Source organism: Thermus hydrothermalis (assembly GCF_022760925.1).
GTDB classification, from domain to species: Bacteria; Deinococcota; Deinococci; order Deinococcales; family Thermaceae; genus Thermus; species Thermus hydrothermalis.
Map to the genome: position 1 here is coordinate 209794 of NZ_JAKTNT010000001.1, position 15662 is coordinate 225455.

At 67.3% G+C, this 15662-nt stretch carries 19 protein-coding genes and 1 pseudogene; 7 read left to right on the forward strand and 13 right to left on the reverse strand.

The features are described 5' to 3' along the window. Positions 1–32: 32 nt before the first annotated feature. From L0C60_RS01075 to L0C60_RS01085, 3 genes are all read left to right on the forward strand, one after another. A complete protein-coding gene (locus tag L0C60_RS01075) occupies positions 33–245 on the forward strand; it encodes a hypothetical protein (protein ID WP_234507973.1) in 213 nt (70 codons plus the stop codon). 63 nt (positions 246–308) lie between these two features. Beyond that, entirely contained in the window at positions 309–869 is a 561-nt protein-coding gene (locus L0C60_RS01080; protein WP_243092393.1) for a Fic/DOC family N-terminal domain-containing protein, read from the forward strand. Positions 870–878: 9 nt separating this feature from the next. After that, complete coding sequence (locus L0C60_RS01085; RefSeq protein WP_326491146.1) at positions 879–1805, forward strand: AI-2E family transporter; 927 nt, start codon at positions 879–881, stop codon at positions 1803–1805. Here the strand turns inward: L0C60_RS01085 and L0C60_RS01090 are convergent. From L0C60_RS01090 to L0C60_RS01120, 7 genes are all read right to left on the reverse strand, one after another. After that, positions 1802–3658, reverse strand: a complete 1857-nt coding sequence (locus L0C60_RS01090) for an APC family permease (RefSeq protein ID WP_234508685.1) — start codon at positions 3656–3658, stop codon at positions 1802–1804. The genes L0C60_RS01085 and L0C60_RS01090 overlap by 4 nt on opposite strands. Further along, entirely contained in the window at positions 3655–4572 is a 918-nt protein-coding gene (locus L0C60_RS01095; protein WP_234508684.1) for a hypothetical protein, read from the reverse strand. Before L0C60_RS01095 ends, L0C60_RS01090 begins: the two co-directional genes overlap by 4 nt. A 42-nt stretch (positions 4573–4614) precedes the next feature. Continuing rightward, entirely contained in the window at positions 4615–5886 is a 1272-nt protein-coding gene (locus L0C60_RS01100; RefSeq protein WP_243092394.1) for an ABC transporter ATP-binding protein, read from the reverse strand. 9 nt (positions 5887–5895) lie between these two features. Further along, a complete protein-coding gene (locus L0C60_RS01105; RefSeq protein ID WP_234508680.1) occupies positions 5896–7569 on the reverse strand; it encodes an ABC transporter permease in 1674 nt (557 codons plus the stop codon). Between the two features lie 63 nt (positions 7570–7632). Continuing rightward, positions 7633–7914, reverse strand: a complete 282-nt coding sequence (locus L0C60_RS01110; protein WP_234508678.1) for a DUF1634 domain-containing protein — start codon at positions 7912–7914, stop codon at positions 7633–7635. Further along, positions 7911–8183: a sulfite exporter TauE/SafE family protein gene (locus tag L0C60_RS01115; protein WP_234508676.1), complete on the reverse strand. Its 273-nt coding sequence runs from the start codon at positions 8181–8183 to the stop codon at positions 7911–7913. The genes L0C60_RS01110 and L0C60_RS01115 overlap by 4 nt, the downstream gene beginning before the upstream one ends. Next, positions 8171–8371 carry a hypothetical protein gene (locus L0C60_RS01120; RefSeq protein WP_234508674.1) on the reverse strand — a complete coding sequence of 67 codons (201 nt, stop codon included), beginning with the start codon at positions 8369–8371 and terminating at the stop codon, positions 8171–8173. Before L0C60_RS01120 ends, L0C60_RS01115 begins: the two co-directional genes overlap by 13 nt. A 113-nt stretch (positions 8372–8484) precedes the next feature. Here L0C60_RS01120 and L0C60_RS01125 point away from each other — a divergent pair, with 113 nt between their 5' ends. From L0C60_RS01125 to L0C60_RS01135, 4 genes and pseudogenes are all read left to right on the forward strand, one after another. Further along, entirely contained in the window at positions 8485–8841 is a 357-nt protein-coding gene (locus tag L0C60_RS01125) for a PepSY domain-containing protein (RefSeq protein WP_234508673.1), read from the forward strand. A gap of 217 nt (positions 8842–9058) precedes the next feature. Continuing rightward, positions 9059–9379: a hypothetical protein gene (locus L0C60_RS12945; RefSeq protein ID WP_418952994.1), complete on the forward strand. Its 321-nt coding sequence runs from the start codon at positions 9059–9061 to the stop codon at positions 9377–9379. 161 nt (positions 9380–9540) lie between these two features. Continuing rightward, positions 9541–10173 (forward strand): annotated as a pseudogene (locus L0C60_RS01130) (phosphatase PAP2 family protein). Next, complete coding sequence (locus tag L0C60_RS01135; RefSeq protein ID WP_243092395.1) at positions 10148–10405, forward strand: response regulator; 258 nt, start codon at positions 10148–10150, stop codon at positions 10403–10405. The pseudogene L0C60_RS01130 and the gene L0C60_RS01135 overlap by 26 nt, the downstream one beginning before the upstream one ends. On the opposite strand, the gene L0C60_RS01140 is transcribed toward L0C60_RS01135, so the two are convergent. From L0C60_RS01140 to L0C60_RS01165, 6 genes are all read right to left on the reverse strand, one after another. Continuing rightward, positions 10344–10553 carry a hypothetical protein gene (locus L0C60_RS01140; protein ID WP_243092396.1) on the reverse strand — a complete coding sequence of 70 codons (210 nt, stop codon included), beginning with the start codon at positions 10551–10553 and terminating at the stop codon, positions 10344–10346. The genes L0C60_RS01135 and L0C60_RS01140 overlap by 62 nt on opposite strands. A gap of 123 nt (positions 10554–10676) precedes the next feature. After that, the gene (locus L0C60_RS01145) at positions 10677–11156 is read right to left on the reverse strand and encodes a VIT1/CCC1 transporter family protein (RefSeq protein WP_243092397.1); all 480 of its coding nucleotides are present in this window, start codon (positions 11154–11156) and stop codon (positions 10677–10679) included. A 220-nt stretch (positions 11157–11376) separates the two neighbouring features. Further along, entirely contained in the window at positions 11377–11934 is a 558-nt protein-coding gene (locus tag L0C60_RS01150) for a hypothetical protein (RefSeq protein ID WP_243092398.1), read from the reverse strand. 346 nt (positions 11935–12280) lie between these two features. Continuing rightward, positions 12281–13399, reverse strand: a complete 1119-nt coding sequence (locus L0C60_RS01155; protein ID WP_243092399.1) for a polysaccharide deacetylase family protein — start codon at positions 13397–13399, stop codon at positions 12281–12283. A 10-nt stretch (positions 13400–13409) separates the two neighbouring features. Continuing rightward, the gene (locus L0C60_RS01160; RefSeq protein WP_243092400.1) at positions 13410–14321 is read right to left on the reverse strand and encodes a hypothetical protein; all 912 of its coding nucleotides are present in this window, start codon (positions 14319–14321) and stop codon (positions 13410–13412) included. 43 nt (positions 14322–14364) lie between these two features. Beyond that, positions 14365–15594, reverse strand: a complete 1230-nt coding sequence (locus L0C60_RS01165; protein WP_243092401.1) for an Nramp family divalent metal transporter — start codon at positions 15592–15594, stop codon at positions 14365–14367. Positions 15595–15662: the final 68 nt, after the last annotated feature.

The following is a 15662-nucleotide window of genomic DNA, read 5'->3' on the forward strand; positions in this document are numbered from 1 at the left end:
AGTAGGTAGGGGCCAAAGTTCCCGGCTCGGAGGTGGTCACCCTCTCCCGCACCCAGATCCTCACCGCCCTCAACAAGCGGGAAAACTGGTACCTGGTGGTGGTCGAAACGGATGGGCAGAGGGCCTTGCGCATCCACTACGTCCCTCCCTTCATGGGTGAGCCCGACTTCGCCGCCACCAGCGTCTCCTACGACCTCAAGCAGGTCCTGGATCGGGCGGTGCGGGTGGTGGAGGTGGCGAAATGATACGCCCGTATAGCAGGCTCCGAGCTTGTTATACAAAAGGGGGGGTTTAGTATCATAAGCCCCGTGCGCCCCGAAGCCTTCTCACCCCAGGCCCCGGGCAAGCTCCTTTCCATTGGGCAAGGCGCCTACGCCTTCCTCCCCGACCCCTTGCCGCCCCCTTTGGAATGGACAGCGCCTTTGGTCCGCCTCCTGGACGAGGCGAGGGGGAGCCTCGGCGAGCTGGCGGGCCTTCTGCACACCCTGCCTAACCCATACCTTTTCATCCGGCCTTTCATCCACAAGGAGGCCGTGCTCTCATCGCAGATTGAGGGTACCCAAGCGAGCATGGTGGACGTGTACGCCCTCGAGGTCCAGGCCCCTCTTTTTCCACCCCCAGAGTTGCGGGAGGATGCCAAGGAAGTCCTCAACTACATTCGCGCCCTGGAGCGAGGGAGCGAGCTCCTAAAGGAACTTCCCCTTTCCCTGCGGCTCCTCAGGGAGATGCACGCTGTTCTCCTGCAAGGGGTACGGGGCCAAAGCCGGGCCCCGGGCGAGTTCCGGCGAACGCAGAACGGGATTGACTTCCCGGGGCGCACTTGTAGCCCAAGTTTCCCATCTAAGGGGCCGTGGCACGCATTTGGCTAAGATGGGGGCGTGGGTCGTTTCTTCGTTGGCCTTTTTCTTCTAATTCTCGCCCTTTGGGCGTTGGGAAAGCTTTATCCCCTTTTCCTTTGGGTCTTCCTAGCCTTCACCTTGGCGGCCGCTTTGGACCCCCTGGTGGGCGTGCTTCGCCGTTTTCTACCCCATCCCTCGGCGGTGGTCCTGGCTTACCTGGGGGTCCTAGGGGTCCTGGCCTTAGGGCTTTACCTGGTGGCGCCCCTTTTGGCCCGGCAGTTCCGCAACCTGAGCGAGGTCCTGCCCCAGGCCTTCGCCTTTCTTCAGGGGAACCTGGGGCTTTCCGGCTCCGGGCTTCTTTCCTCCCTGGCTCCCTCCTTCCACATCGCCGGGGACCTCCTCCTGCGGGTAGGGGAGACCGTGTCCGGCCTGGTCTTGGCCCTGGTTCTGGCGGTGATGATCAGCCTCGAGCCCCACCTGGTGCCCCGGGCGGCCCCTTACCTCCCGGGGGACGGCTGGTCGGAGGTGCTGGAGGGCACCTGGCGCCGCCTGGGATACTGGGCCCGCGCCCAGTTCCTCATCGCCCTAAGCTTCGCCCTCCTTTTCGGGGGTTGGCTCTTCGCCCTGGGGGTGCCGAGCCCCTTCGCCCTTGGGTTCCTCGGGGGGGTGCTGGAGGTGATCCCCTTCGTGGGGGGGATCACGGCGGCGTTGCTGGCAAGTCTGGTGGCCCTTTCCTCCTTAGGGCCCCTAAGCGCCCTTCTCGTCCTGGCAGGCTATGGGGGTATCGCCCTCCTGGAGGGGAAGGTTCTCATCCCCCTCATCTATGGGCGGACCGTGGGGTTCCACCCCGCCCTGGTCCTCCTCGCCATTTTCGCCTTTGGCAAGCTCTTCGGCCTCCTGGGCATCTTCCTCGCCGTGCCCATGACGATCCTCGCCTCAGGGCTTCTTTCCCGCTGGCGCCGCTAGCCCCCCACGTGGACCACGGGCCGCCGCCGGGGGTCGGCCTCCACCCGGCGCAGGATCTCGTGGGTGAGGGTGGGTACGTCCCCTTCCCCGAAGAGGAGGAAGTCCAGGGCGGCCTGCCAGGGTCCTTCATCGGACCACTCAAAGTAGATGTGGGGGCGCTTTCCCGTCCGCTCCCGCAGGTAAAGGAGGAAGGCGGCCAGGGTGTTGGGGGCGGCGGTACCCAGGATGCGGAAGACCTTGGCGTCCCGGTGGTCTACCCCCCAGACCTGGGCCACGGTGCTGAACTCGGAGGGATCCTGCACATAGACCTCCACGAAGACGATGGGGTCGTGGGCGGGGATGTGGGTGGCCTCGCGGATGCGGCGCTCCTTGTCCCAGTAAACGGACCTCCCACCCCGCTCGGGCCGGTGGGCCACCAGGCGGAGGGGGGCCTCCTGCTCTTTCAGGTGGGCCACCATCCGCTCCGCCATCTCGTCCAGCTGGAAGGCTTCTACCCGGAGTTCAAAGGAGCGCAAGGTGCGGGAGAGGAAGGAGAGGAAAAGCGTTGCGGCGATGAAGAAGGAGGCGATGCGCACCCCGTCGGGCCGCTCCACCACGTTGGCCACCAGAACGTAGGCGAAGACGGGGAGGAGGGTCTGGAAGTAGCGGGCTTCCTTGCGTTTCTCCCTTTGGGCGGAAAGGGCCACGCCCAAGGCGGCGGAGCTCATCACCACCAGGACCCCGGTGGCGTAGGCCGCCGCCTGGGCCTCCACCTGGGCACGGAAGAGGAGGGTGATGCCGAAGGCCACGCCGGTGAAGAAGAGCACCAGGATGCGGTGCTGTCGGGCCCACTCCGGGGCCATGCCGAACCGGGGAAGGTAGCGGGGCACGAGGGTAAGGAGGCCCGCCATGGCGCTGGCCCCAGCGAACCAGAGGATCACGATGGAGAATAGGTCGTAAAGGCTGCCAAACCCCTCCCCCAGGTAGCGGTGGGCCAGGAAGCTGATGGCCCTACCGGAAACCTCCTCGCTTTGCCAGAGCTCGGGGGGAATAAGGAGGGCGGTGGCGAAGCCCGCTGCCACCAGGAAGGAGGCCATCACGGTGGCGGCCGCCAAGAGGAGGCGCTGGCCCCCCCGGATCCGGCCCCAAGGCCTTTCCGGGGTGTCCTGGGGTCCCCCCCGGATGAGGGGCATCACCGCCACGCCGGTTTCATAGCCGGAAAGGCCCAAAGCCAGCTTGGGAAAGGCGAGGGTGGTGGCGAGGATAAGGCCTAAGGGATCGGCGTGGGCGCGGAGGAGCCCTTGCCACCATTGGGCCAGGTGCTCGGGACCCACGTGGCTGAGGGCCACCCCCAGGGTGATGGCGTTCAGGGCTAGGTAGCCCAAGGTGATGGGCACGGCGAGGCCGATGGCCTCCCGGAAGCCCAGGTAGAAGACGAAGCCCAAGAGGGCGATGAGGAGGAGGGTGAGGCTCACCTGGCTCCCCTGGAGCCAGGCGGGGGCCACGGGGTTGCCGATGAGGTGGACGGCGGCGTCGGCGGCGGAGAGGGTGATGGTGATGACGAAGTCCGTGGCCATAAAGCCCAGGACCACCAGGACCAAGACCTTGCCCCGCCACCCGGGGAGGAGCCGGGTGAGGAGGCCCACGGACCCCTCCCCGTGGGGGCTCTCCTCCGCCAGGCGGCGGTACACCGGAAAGACCCCCAGGAGGGCGAAAAGGCCCAAGGCGATGTTGGCGAGGGGGGAGAGGAACCCCGCCGCCAGGAGGGCGATGCCGGGCTGGTAGCCCAGGGAGGAGAAGAGGTCCACCCCGGTGAGGCAGAGCACCTGCCACCAGGGGTAGCGGCCTTCGTCCGTGTGTCCTTGGAGCTTCATAAGCCCTCCAAAGCAGCCTCCACCCCTGGGGGCACGAAGCCCGCCACCTGGTAAAGGCCCCGGGCCCGTTCAAGGGCCGCCCTCGCCTCCCCAAGGCGCCCCTCCTTGCGCAACGTGAGGCCGAGGACGTATTGGGCCAAGGGGTTTCCCGGGGCCAGCGCCACGGCTTTGCGGAGCATGGCCTCGGAACGGGCCAGGCCCTTAGGGGTACTGGGCCCCCGGAACACCCCGCCCTTGGCCTGCTCGCCCCGGTAGTAAAAGAACTGGCTCCGGACGTAGGGGAATGGGAGGGGCGCCACCTGGTCTGGGGTAAGGGTGCCTTCCTTGGTCCGGTAGCTGAGGATGGCCCCGTCCGGGGCGTACTGGGGTTCGGCGAAGCGCAGGCCTCGAGGGGTGGCCACGAAGAGGCCCCGGTGCTTCGGGAACGGGGTGGGCTCGGAGGGGTCCACCAGGTAGTCCCGCCCTCCCAGGCGTAGGACCGCCACCGCATGGCCCAGGTTGCTTCGCTTCCCCTCGGGGTTCTCGTACACCATGTAGACCCCCGAGGCGAGCCCCATAGAGGAGAGCATCCCCTGCACCAGGACCGCCTGGAGCAGGCACTGCCTTTCCCCTTTGAGGGCGGCGTAGGCGAACTCGTAGCCCTCCTCGAGGCTGAAGCGGGGGAGGAGGCGCTTGATGACCCGGAAGGTCCAGGCGGCGGCTTCCAAGGGAGGGGCCTGGGCCTTACGATTGAGGGCGGTACGGAAATCCTCGTGGAAGGCGTGCCGGAAAGCTCCCTCCCACCAGGGGAGGAAAGGCGGGGCCCCCGCCACCTCCCGGTAGGAGTCCTCTACCAGGGTGGCGAAGGCAGGCGTATCCAGGGGGAAGGCCAAGGCGCTAGGGAGAAGGAGGAACACCCAAAGGATGGGTATCACAGACAGAAACTATACGCCTGGCAAGCGAGGGGTGGTGGCGGGCTAAAGTTCCGGCACCTCCTCCATCTGTTCGGGAAGGAAAAAGACCCTCGCCCGGTCGTCATAGCCGAGGAGCCCGGCGTACCGTCCCCACTCCCGCACCACGGCGAGGACCCTCCTGGCCTCGGGCTCGGGGAGGTGCTGGCGGAGCCGGGCCAAAACCCGCTCCTCGGGAACCTGCCGCCTTGCCAAGAGGGCCTGGTGGAGGCGGGCGAAGAGGGGTACCTGGCGCAGGAGGTGCTCGCCGAATAGGATCTTCCGCTCCTCGGGGGTGGCCGAGGCCCAGGCGGCCCCCGCCGGGGTGAGCTCGGCGTCTCCCCGCTCCGCTCGGGCGAAGCCCAAAAGTTCTAGGGCTTCCAGGAGGGGGAAGAGGTCGTCCACCTCGAGCCCCTCCTCCGCCGCCAGCACGGGCAGGTCCGCCCGCCCCCCGTGCCGGGCCAAGGCTTCCGCCAGGCTCGCCAGGGCCTCCACGGAGGCCGAGGGCAGGCGCACGATCTCCTCCTCTAGATGCCTTTCCACCTCCTCCCGCAGGGTGAGGGCCTGGTAGATCTCCTCCACCACCGCCCGGAAGCGGGGATGGTGGGGATCCCGGGGGTGGGCTAAGGGGATGGGGATTTCCCGGCCGATCCTTGCCGGGCTTCCCTGGAGGACCAAGGCCCGGTCCGCCAGGGCCACCGCCTCTTCAATGTTGTGGGTGACCAGGAGGATGGCCCGGGCGGAAAGCCGTCCCGCCTGCCATAGGTCCAGAAGGTCCCCCCGTAGCCCCTCGGCGGTGAGGGGGTCCAGGGCGGAAAAGGCCTCGTCCAGGAGGAGGACCTTGGGCTCCACCACCAGGGCCCGGGCCAGGCCCACCCGTTGCTTCATCCCCCCGGAGAGCTCCTTGGGCAGGGCCTCCTCAAACCCCTGGAGGCCCACGAGGGCGAGGGCCTCCCGGGCGCGGCGTACCCGCTCCTCCTTAGGTACCCCGCGGGCCTCGGGGCCCAAGGCCACGTTCTCCAGGACCGAGAGCCAGGGGAAGAGGGCGAAGCTCTGGAAGACCGTGGCCATGCCCTCCACCGGACCCTCCACCCGCCTGCCCTGGAAGCGCACCTCCCCCCGGTCCGGGGGGATGAGCCCGGCCAGGATGCGGAGAAGGGTGCTCTTCCCCCCGCCCGACCGCCCCAACAGGGCCACGATCTCCCCCTCCCCCACGGCGAGGTTCACGCCTTCCAAAACGGGGAAAGGCCTCTCCCCCGCGCTAAAGGCCTTGCTCACGTCCTCCGCCTCCAAAAGCATCCCAACCTCCTATAGGCGGTACCTCTCCTCCGCCAGGCGGTAAAGCCGCCGCCAGACGAGGCGGTTTAGGGCCACCACGTAGAGGCTCATCACGGCGATGCCGAGGAGGAGGTGGGGCCCTTGGCCCTCCGCCAGGGTCCAACGGGCGATGTAGCTTCCAAGGCCCGTGGCCTCGAGGGTCTTCCCATGCCACGTGACCACCTCGGCCACAATGGAGGCGTTCCACGTGCCCCCGCTCGCCGTGATGAGGCCCGTGACCAGGAAGGGGAAGCAGGCGGGGAGGAGGAGGCGCCGCCAGAGCGCCCAACCCCGCAGGCCAAACCCCCGCGCCGCCTCCTTCAGGTCCCCGGGAACCGCCATGCTCCCGGCCATGACGTTGAAGAGGATGTACCACTGGGTGCCCAGGGCCATGAGGAAGGCGGAGAAGACCTCGAGGGACAGGTGGAAGCGCAGGAGGAGGTAGGCGAAGAAGGGGTAGAGGAGGTTGGCGGGGAAGGCGGCCAAAAACTGCAACAGGGCCTGGACCCGCACGGCAAGCCGGGGCCTTTGGCCGAGGAGGATGCCCACGGGAACCCAGACCACGCTGGCGAGGAGCATAACCCCGAGCACCCGCAACAGGGTGAAAAACCCCAGGGCGAAGGCGTGGGCCACCTCGGCGAGGCTCAAGGGGCGGAGGGTGGCGAAGAGGGCCGCCAGGCCCCATAGGGCCAGCAGGGCCAGGGCGGCGTAGAGGGGCCAGGTGGGGAGGCGAAGGGGACGGGGGGGACGGAGGCGACGCTCGTAGCGGAGGAGGGCCTCCAGGGCCCAGTCCGCTCCCCTTTCCGCAAGGCCCCGCACGGTACGGGTGCGCCGCAAGAAGTCCAGCACCCAGCTCCTCGTCGGTTCCTGTCCGGCCCTTTCCTCGTACTTGAAGCGCTGGCTCCAGGCCACGAGGGGGCGGAAGAGGAGCTGGTCGTAGAGGACGATTACGCAAAGCATGGCCAAGACGGCGAGGGCCAAGGCCTCGAGGTTGCCCTGGGCCAGGGCGGAGGCCATGTAGGACCCGATCCCGGGCAGGTCCACCTCCGTCTTACCCACGGCGATGGCCTCCGAGGCCACCACGAAAAACCAGCCCCCGGACATGGACATCATGGCGTTCCACACCAGCCCGGGAAGGGCGAAAGGGAGCTCCAACCGCCAAAACCGTTGCCAAGGGGTGAGGCGGAAAAGCCTGGCGGCCTCGTCCAGCTCACGCGGCACCGTCTTCAAGGCCTGGTAGAAGCTGAAGGCCATGTTCCAGGCTTGGGAGGTGAAGACGGCGAACACGGCCGCCAGCTCGTACCCCAGGGCCCGCCCCGGGAAAAGGCCGGCCAGGGTCCCCACGGACGCTGCCAGGAAGCCTAGGATGGGCACCGACTGGAGAATGTCCAAAAGGGCCACCAGGAGGGGCTCGAGGCGGGTCTTGGCCGCCAGGGGTGCGTAGAGGAAGGTGAAGAAGGTAGAGAGGATGAGGGCGAGCCCCATGCGGAAGGCGGTGCGCAGAGCGTACCCCGGTAGGTGGATGGGGTCTAAGGCGATGGGCGTCGGGGCAAAGGGGCCCGCCGCTTCCTGGGAGGCCCTCAGGAAGAGGGCGAGGAGCCCCAGGGTGAGGCCCAGGGCCAAGAGGTCGTAGCGGTTGGGCCGCTCGCGCAGGATGGGTACCATGGCTGGATGTCCGGTTTGGCTGGACTACTGCCGCCCTGCGCATTCTACGCCGGCACGGCCTTCTCAGAGTAGCCCGAAGAGGCTCAGGAGGAGCACCGCCAGCACGAAGAGGGTGATGCCCACGAAGGACCAGTCCCCCTCTTCGGCGAAGAGGAGGGCGGAAAGGGCGACCCGGACCACGGGGGTGAGGACGAGAACGTAAAGCCCCGCACAGGCCAACCCCTCGGCGACCCGGGGAGCCATGCCTAGAATCCCCAAGTGCCCGAGCCCCCCCAGGGCCAGGAGCGTCGCCGCCAGGAGGACCCCGTAGCGGAGCACGAGGGCAAGGAGGTTCCTTTGCCTCACCCCTTACCCCCTTCTAGGATCATCTCCAAACCCAGGCCGGCGATGGCCAGGGCGAACACCCGCCTAAGCCGGGGCGTGGGGCTTGCCGGCAAGAGCCTAGCCCCCCAGAAGGCCCCTAGGAGCACCCCGAGGACCACGGGGAGCGCCACCCCGGGGTCCACGTAGCCCCGGCGGAAGTACAGCCCTGCGCTGGCCGCCGCCGTGACCCCGATCATGAAGTTGGAGGTGGTGGTAGAAATCTTGTAGGGGAGGCCCATTACCCGATCCATGGCCAGGACTTGAGGGCCCCTGAGCCGATGCCCAAAAGGCCCGAAAGCGCCCCGGCGAGCCCCATGAGGAGGAAGCCCTGGGGCAGGTGGCGCACCCCGTAGGCCGTTTCGCCCCTTGGGCTGGGGTAGCTTCCAGGGAGCCGGAGCTTTAGGGCAAGGGGGTGGGAAGGAACGGTCCTGGTGCGCATCCGCCGCACTCGTCCGAGCCCAAGCCGTCTACCCCAAAGTGCCCAAGAAGACAGAGGCAGCAGGTGTCAGCGCTTTGGCTCTCGGGTTCTTGGCCTTGGCCCAGGTGGCGTAGATGGGGGCGCAGGCGCCCAGCTACCAAGGCTCCATCCCTGTACAACAGGACTACGCCACCGAGGCGGAGGAGGCCTCCGCTTACCAGGCTCTGGCCAAGGTGACCGCCCAGGAGGCGGTGAAGGTGGCGCTGCAGGCCCTTTCCACCACGGCGGCCCCTGTGCGGGTGTCCTTGGGGAACGAGAACGGGTACCTGGTGTGGGAGGTGGTCCTGGCGGGCCGAGAGGTCAAGGTGGATGCGGGCACGGGCCAGGTTCTCCACCGGGAGGCCCTGGGCAAGGAGGAGGGGAAGTCCGCCGGGGAGCACGGGGAGGAGAGCCACGAGGGCGGCGAAGGGGAGGTAGAGGACGGGCCGTAGCCTACGGGTGAGGGGGTCGGGCAACCCACCCCCTTTTCCTCATCTTGGGGGACGTATGCGCGAAACGCTTTTCGCTCTCGTGGTTCCTTGGGCCATCGCCATGGCACAAGCGTTGCCGACCTTAGGTTTTAGGGATACGGCGGGAAAAGCCCAGGCCTGGGCCCGGCTCGGCAACCCTCCAGAGGAGATCAGCCTATTCTGCTCCTAGGGGAAGCCCGTGTACAGCGTGGACCTGGCCAAGGGGCGGGCTCCCTTGCAAGTGTACGTGGATGGGGTTACGGGGAAGGTCTTAGGCTCCAAAAGCCTGAAGGAGCGGGCCTTGAGGGCCAAGGCTTGGCTACGGGAAAACCCAGGCATTCCCCTAAAGGAGGCCATCGCGCTAGCGCAACGGACCTTAGGCGCACAGGAGTTCCCGCAAGAGGTAGCCTTCCCGCGCCCCCAAGGAAGGCCGGTATTGCAGGTGGATTGCAGCCGGGAGCAGGTGCTCCTGGATGCGCGGACCAGGGCCTACTTGGGTAAGTGGCCCACGGGTCGCTGAGGCGCTTTCGGGAGCCCGTTGAGTAGGGGTATCCGGGGATATCGCCAGGACGAAGGGGCTTCCCCTTTGTCCCTTTCCCTAAGCTATAGGGAAGGGAGTTGTCGCCCAATGGCAAGGAAGGGTGCCGAATGTTTCCAAGGCGTGGCTTAGAGAGGAGCGCAATGCGACAGGCTGGAGCTCTCCTTTTGCTCTATGGAACCCTCTTCGGGGCGCTTTTACTTTTCGCCGAGCTGGCGGAGCACGTGTACCGGAAGGAGGGGTTCGGGTTTGATGGGCCCATCCTGACCTGGTTCCACCAAATCCGCAGCCCTGTGGGTGACTGGGTGGCGCTCACGCTGACCGGGAGCGCCTCTTTGCCCCTAATGGTCCTCTGGGTGCTGGGACTTGGTCTTTGGGCAGCGCTCAGGAAACGCCCCTGGCTCCCCTTCTTGCTCCTCGTAGGGGGGACCGAGTTGCTGAACCTGGCCGGAAAGTTCCTCTTCGCCCGGCCACGTCCTCACCTCTTTCCGCAGATCACGCCCGAGTCCGACTTTAGCTTCCCTTCCGGCCACACCATGGCGAGCCTGGCCCTGGCCTTGGGCCTCTACTGGCTCTTGGAGGACGAGCCTGGGCGGGCCAGGAGGGTCTTGGCCTTGGCCTCCCTGTAGGCGGTGGCCGTGGCCCTTTCCCGGCTGTACCTCCAGGTGCATTACCCTTCCGACGTGCTGGCGGGCTGGGCCCTTACCCTGGCCTGGTTCGCCGCCCTGAGGCTCGTTTGGAGGTGGAGGGGTGCGTGTCCTCCTGGTAGAGGATGACCCTCGGGTAGGGGAGCCTGTCCAGGAGGCCCCCCAAGGGGAGGGCTACGCCGTGGACTGGGTGAGGACCGGGGAGGAGGCCTTGGGGTTGGTTTCCGCCTTCCCCTACGACCTGGCCATCCTGGACGTGATGCTTCCCGGCATGGACGGCTTTGCCCTCCCGCGAAGGCTCAGGGGGGATCGGGGCCGATCATGGCGTTTTGCACCACGTTGGAGAGGAGGAGCAGGGTGAGGAGGTCCAAAGGGGTCATCTGCCCCAGCACCTTTTTCCCACTCAGCCGGAGGAAAAGGAGAAGGGTTAGGTAGACCACCCCCACGCGGAGGAGGGTGAAGAGCACGGTAACGGGGTCGCCGAGGGCTTCCAGCCAGGGATTGCCCATACACCCATGATGCGGCAGGGGGGCGGCAAAGCGGGTTTGGAAGGCCGGCTGGGGCCCCCAGGTGACCTTCCCCTTAGGGGGTGTGCCCAGGGGGCCCCGCCTTGGGGCGCCTTCCCGCCGGGGCTACCCTCCCCCTAGCCGCCCCAAGGTGAGGCCCACCAGGAAGACCAGGCCCCCGCCCACCAACACCTGGGCCACCGTGGCCCCCAAGGGGCTACGCATGTACCGGTAGCGGATCCAGGCGATGGCCAGGAGCACCAACACCACCACGGCGGGGGCCAGGGCCACCCCCATGTGGGGTATGAGGAGGGGCAGGGTGTGGAAGGTTTCCCCTCCGGTGACGCTCCCCCGGAGCACGGGGTGCCCGCGGCCCGAAAGCTTCCCGTCGTCCGAAAGCGCTTCCGCGAGGCCCATGGAGAGGGCAGCCCCCAAGGCGGCCGCTATTCCCACCAGGAAGGCGCTATGGGGGTTGCCCGTGAGTCCGGCGGCGGCGAAAAGGGGGGCCAAGGTGGAAACGGAGCCGTCCATGAGCCCAAGAAGGCCCGGTTGGACCACCTGAAGGACGAGGCGGTGTTCGTCTTCGGGCAGGGTGCGGGGGTCCATGGCCTCAGGTTACCGCGGGCTAATTCTTACTGCAAATGAGTCTCGTTAGCAACCATTTTCCCCCACTTCAACCCCCTGCGGACGGAAGCTAGGGTAAGGGTGGGGGATCTAGACCTCCCCTCCCGCTCGGTTCTTCCGCCTAAAGGCGGAGGTACACCCCTTTGCGGTCCAAGAGCCACAGGACCACGGCCCAAAGGAGGACGTACCCCAAGGTGAACCCCTACCCGCCCCAGGCGCCAAACCGGGACCCCAAATACCCGAGTGCGGCGGCCATGGGCCCGCCCAGGAAGGTGAGCTTGAGGCCTACGGGGACGGCGTAGGCCAACAAGGGATTGGTTCCGAAGGGACGAAGGGCCGCCTGCAGCCGGGGCAGGCGGGTTAGAACCGCAAACACCGCCACCCCGAAGAACAGGGCAAGGAGGAGATACGCAGGGGTCCAGTACGTCTTGTCCGGGGGGAGGAGGGCTCCGGTCAGGGCTCCCCCCACCAAACCCAAAAGGCCCCAAGGCCAGAGGGGTTTCCCCTGGCGTAAGCCCTCGCCAAGGCCGGTGGCCAGGAGGACGAAGGCCCCCGTGGGTAAGGCGGAAAGGAGGCCCCGGAGACCCAAGGGCGCAAGGTAGGTGCGGTTGAGGTGGAGGAGGAGGTTGGTGTCTTCCCGAAAGACCCCCTGACCCGCCCCAGGCACCGGCACCAAGAGGAGGGCCGCCTCGTACATGCCGAGGAGGAGGGCCAGGAGGGTGCGCCGCAAGGGAGGGAGGTCGTAGAGCCACGCCCCCATCCAGTAGGCGAGGGAAAGAGTTGGAGCACGTCCAGGGCGAAAACGGGCCGCTTGGCCTGTAGTCTCGTGAGGCCTAGGCCGAGGAGGAAGAGGAGAGCCACCCGGCCCAGGAGGCGGAGCTCGTAGGCCAGGGGGGAAACGCCTCGGCGTAGGGCCCCCTCCCGGCTGAAGGGTATGGCCGCCCCCATGGCGAGGAGGTACCAGGGGAAGACCAGATCCGCCACGAAGTAGCTCCGGCCAAAGGGGCCGTGGCCAAGCCAGGGGGGTGCTCCGGAGGGCAGATTGTTCACGAAGAGCATGAGGAGGACGGTAAGCCCCCGGAAGGCGTCCAACCGGATGTCCCGCTTCATCGCTGGGCGAGGAGGCCCCCCACGGTGCCCAGGGCGAGCCCCCGGGCCTTCGCCTTGTGGGCGAAGAGGGGCAGGACCTCCAGGGTTCCCACCACGTTGTCGTGCAGGAGGACGATCCCCCCAGGCCGGAGGTGGGCCTCGAGGCGGCGCCCCAGGACGCTTCTGGGGAGGCCCGCATAGTCCCCGGGGTCATCCGTCCAGAACACCGTGGTGAGGCCAAGCTCCTCCGCTACCCGTAGCACGGTGGGGTTGTACCGCCCCCCAGGGGGACGGAAGTATTGGGGCGTCCTTCCCGTGATGGTCTTCAGGACCTCGTTGCAGAGCAGGAGTTCCCGCCTAATTTCCTCCGGGGAAAGCTTGGCTAGGCGCACGTGGTGGTAGGTGTGGTTGCCGAGCTCGTGCCCTGCCTCTACCATGTCCCGCACGAAATAGGGGTAGGCCTCGGCGTTGCGCCCAATGACGAAAAAGGTGGCCTTCAGGCCAAGCCGCTTGAGGAGGTCTAGGAGGAGCGGGGCGAAGAGGGGATGGGGGGCGTCGTCAAAGGTGAGGGCGGCGAAGGGGCGGGTTGGGTTCCCGTGGTAAAGGAGGGACCCCTTGGCGCCCAAGCGGCTTTGCAGGATCTGGTTGGCCCTTTCCCGGGCCCGAAAGGCCTCGGGGCCCTCCACGGCGGGGTGGTCTTCCAGGACGGGCTCGAGGGGATAGCGGGTCGCCCTCCCTGGGTTCAGCCAGAGGCGCTCGTATCCCACGGGTTCCCTCAGGGCGAAAAAGGCAGGGGCTAGCGGCTTGGGTACGCTGGCGGTGAAGAGGGGAAGGTCCTCAGGCCCCCGGTAAGGGGCTCCGTAGACGGAGAGGTCCACCTCGTCCAGGGAGGGCCTTGCCCGCCAAGCCTCCTCCGCCGCCCGTTGGGCCAGGTGGAGGAGGCGTTCCGGGTTTTTCGTTTCCGCCTCCAGCACCACGTGCGCGGCCTCCATATAGCCGTTATCCAGGTACACGGCGCGCACCACCCCAGGTAGGGCTAGGTGGAGGACAGGCAGGTCTTGATGGGGCAGGGGCTTAGCTGGGGTGTCCTTTTCCCCCCACGGGAGGGGGGCTAGGAGGAGGACAAGGGGCCACATAGGCCGAATCTTAACGCACCAGGTCTAGGCCATCGGGGAAGCGTAGCTCCCCGGGCCCAGAACCGGGACGGTCCGTTTTGCCGTACTGGAAGACCACGCGGTTGGTCTTCCGGTCCACCACCAGGATGCGGTGGCGCCGGTCGTCGGTGAGGGCCACGAGGCCGCTAGCAAGCCCCACCGCCACCGAGGGGTGGTCCAAGCGTCCGGCCTTGCCCGTGGGGGCATACCGCCAGAGCACCCGCCCTTTGAGGTCCACCTCCAGCACCGCCCCAGGGGACCACCCGTCCACCACCAGCAGGGTACCCCAGGGGGTCAGGTTGGCGTCCGAGGGGTAGTGCAGGGGGAGGGGTAAGGTGCGGAGGCGGTGGCCGTAGAGGTCCACAATGGCCACGTCGTGCCCTACGATTTCGGTGACCACAAGCCGGTCCATGCCCAAGGGGAAAGCGCCGTTGGGCTTGTTGAAGTACCCGTTCCCGTTGCGGCAAACCCGGGTTTGGCCCAAGGTGCGGAAGAGCTTCCCCTGCTCGGTGAGTAGGAGGACACGGCAGTTGCGGATGTCCGCCACCGCCAAGAGGCCCGAGGGCAGGGGGACCAGGTCATCGGGGTTGTCCAACTGGCCAGTTCCAGGCCCGGGCTGCCCTGGCTTGCCGTAGACCCAAAGGAGCTTTCCCTCTGGATAGCGGACGGCGGCCACAGCGTCCACCTCGGGGTCGGTGATGTACGCTGTTCGGCCCCCTGGGGCAAAAAAGACGTCGTCCGTGTAACGGAAGGGTGGGGGAAGGGGTACGGTGCGCACCAGTTTACCTTCCGGAGAGAGCTCCACCAGGCGGTGGTTGCCCGCATCCGCTATGACCAGACCCTTTCCCAAGGGCGCTGCCAGACCCAAGGGGAGCGCCAGCACGAGGGGAAGCCATCGGCGCACGAGAAAAGTTTGTACCCCGAACTTGAAGGGAGCCTGAAGTCGTCTAGGCCAGGGTCTGTACCAGGAGGAAAAGGTTCAGGGCCAAGACCAAGAGGGCGCTCCCCCAGGCCAGGAAGCCCACCCACCTAGGCACCCTTAGGGGGCCCATCACCCTGGGGTCCCCCACCAGGGCGAGGAGGGGAAAGAGGGTAAAGGGGAGTTGCAGGGAGAGGACCACCTGGGAGAGGACGATGAGCCCCATGGGGGAAGCATGGAGGGTGAGGGCGATGGAAGCGGGGAGCACCGCCAGCACCCTCACGAGGAGGCGGAGCCGGGCGGGGTTACTCCGGCTTTGCAAAAAGCCCTCCACCACCACCTGGGCGGCCAGGGTACCGGTGGTGGTGCTGGAAAGCCCGCTCGCCAAAAGCCCCACGCCGAAAGCCGTGGCCGCCAGGGGGCCCAGGAGGGGGGTGAGGGTGTGGTAGGCCTGGGCCAGATCGGCGATGACCAGGCCCCGCCCGTGGAACACCGCCGCGGAAAGCACGAGGATGGCGGCGTTCACCAGCCAGGCCCCGCCCAGGGCGAGGCCGGTGTCCAAGAGGAGGTACCGGTATACCCTTGGGCCGTCCTCCCCCAGCCGGGTTCTCACCTGGGCCGAGTGCAGGAAGAGGTTGTGGGGCATGACCGTGGCCCCCAGGATCCCCAAGGCCACGAAGAGGGCCCCGGGCTCCAGGAGGGTGGGGTTGGGCAGGAAGAGGTTGCGCGCAAGCTCCTGGGGGTCGGGCCGGGCCAGGGCGAGCTCCACCACGTACGCCAAGCCGATAACCCCCACCAGGGCGGACACCGCCAGCTCCACCGCCCGAAAGCCGTACCGCTCCAGGTAAAGGATGAGGAAAACGTCCAGCACCGTGATCCAGGCGGCCAGGACCAAGGGGAGCCCTAGGAGGAGGTTCAGGGCCACGGCCATGCCCATGAACTCCGCCAGGTCCGTGGCCACCATGGCCACAAAGGCGGTGAGGAAGAGGATTCGCCCGGGCTTTCCGGGGTACCTTTCCCTTAGGTGCTCCGCCAGGTCCTTCCCCGTGGCGACCCCTAAGCGGGCGGCCAGGGCTTGGAAGAGGAAGGCCATGGCGCTCGCCAGGGTCACCACGAAGAGGAGGCGGTAGCCGTAGCGGCTACCCGCCTCGAGGCTCGTGGCCCAGTTTCCCGGGTCCATGTAGCCCACGGATACCAGGAACCCGGGGCCCAGGTACCACCACCAGGGGCGACTTTTAGGTTTGCCTAAAAGCCCCATGCCTTTAGGCTAACACGCCTTCCCCTGGAAGGCTGCGCTTCAGCCAGGCTTCAGGTTTGGGTGTACTC

Excerpts from the sequence above, each read along its gene's own strand:
- L0C60_RS01090 (WP_234508685.1), bottom strand. The coding sequence starts at position 3,658 with ATGAAGCTCCAAGGACACACGGACGAAGGCCGCTACCCCTGGTGGCAG.
- L0C60_RS01100 (WP_243092394.1), bottom strand. The coding sequence starts at position 5,886 with ATGCTTTTGGAGGCGGAGGACGTGAGCAAGGCCTTTAGCGCGGGGGAG.
- L0C60_RS01105 (WP_234508680.1), bottom strand. The coding sequence starts at position 7,569 with ATGGTACCCATCCTGCGCGAGCGGCCCAACCGCTACGACCTCTTGGCC.
- L0C60_RS01115 (WP_234508676.1), bottom strand. The coding sequence starts at position 8,183 with ATGGATCGGGTAATGGGCCTCCCCTACAAGATTTCTACCACCACCTCC.
- L0C60_RS01120 (WP_234508674.1), bottom strand. The coding sequence starts at position 8,371 with ATGCGCACCAGGACCGTTCCTTCCCACCCCCTTGCCCTAAAGCTCCGG.
- L0C60_RS01125 (WP_234508673.1), top strand. The coding sequence starts at position 8,485 with ATGGGGGCGCAGGCGCCCAGCTACCAAGGCTCCATCCCTGTACAACAG.
- L0C60_RS01140 (WP_243092396.1), bottom strand. The coding sequence starts at position 10,553 with ATGGGCAATCCCTGGCTGGAAGCCCTCGGCGACCCCGTTACCGTGCTC.
- L0C60_RS01145 (WP_243092397.1), bottom strand. The coding sequence starts at position 11,156 with ATGGACCCCCGCACCCTGCCCGAAGACGAACACCGCCTCGTCCTTCAG.
- L0C60_RS01150 (WP_243092398.1), bottom strand. The coding sequence starts at position 11,934 with ATGGGGGCGTGGCTCTACGACCTCCCTCCCTTGCGGCGCACCCTCCTG.
- L0C60_RS01155 (WP_243092399.1), bottom strand. The coding sequence starts at position 13,399 with ATGTGGCCCCTTGTCCTCCTCCTAGCCCCCCTCCCGTGGGGGGAAAAG.
- L0C60_RS01165 (WP_243092401.1), bottom strand. The coding sequence starts at position 15,594 with ATGGGGCTTTTAGGCAAACCTAAAAGTCGCCCCTGGTGGTGGTACCTG.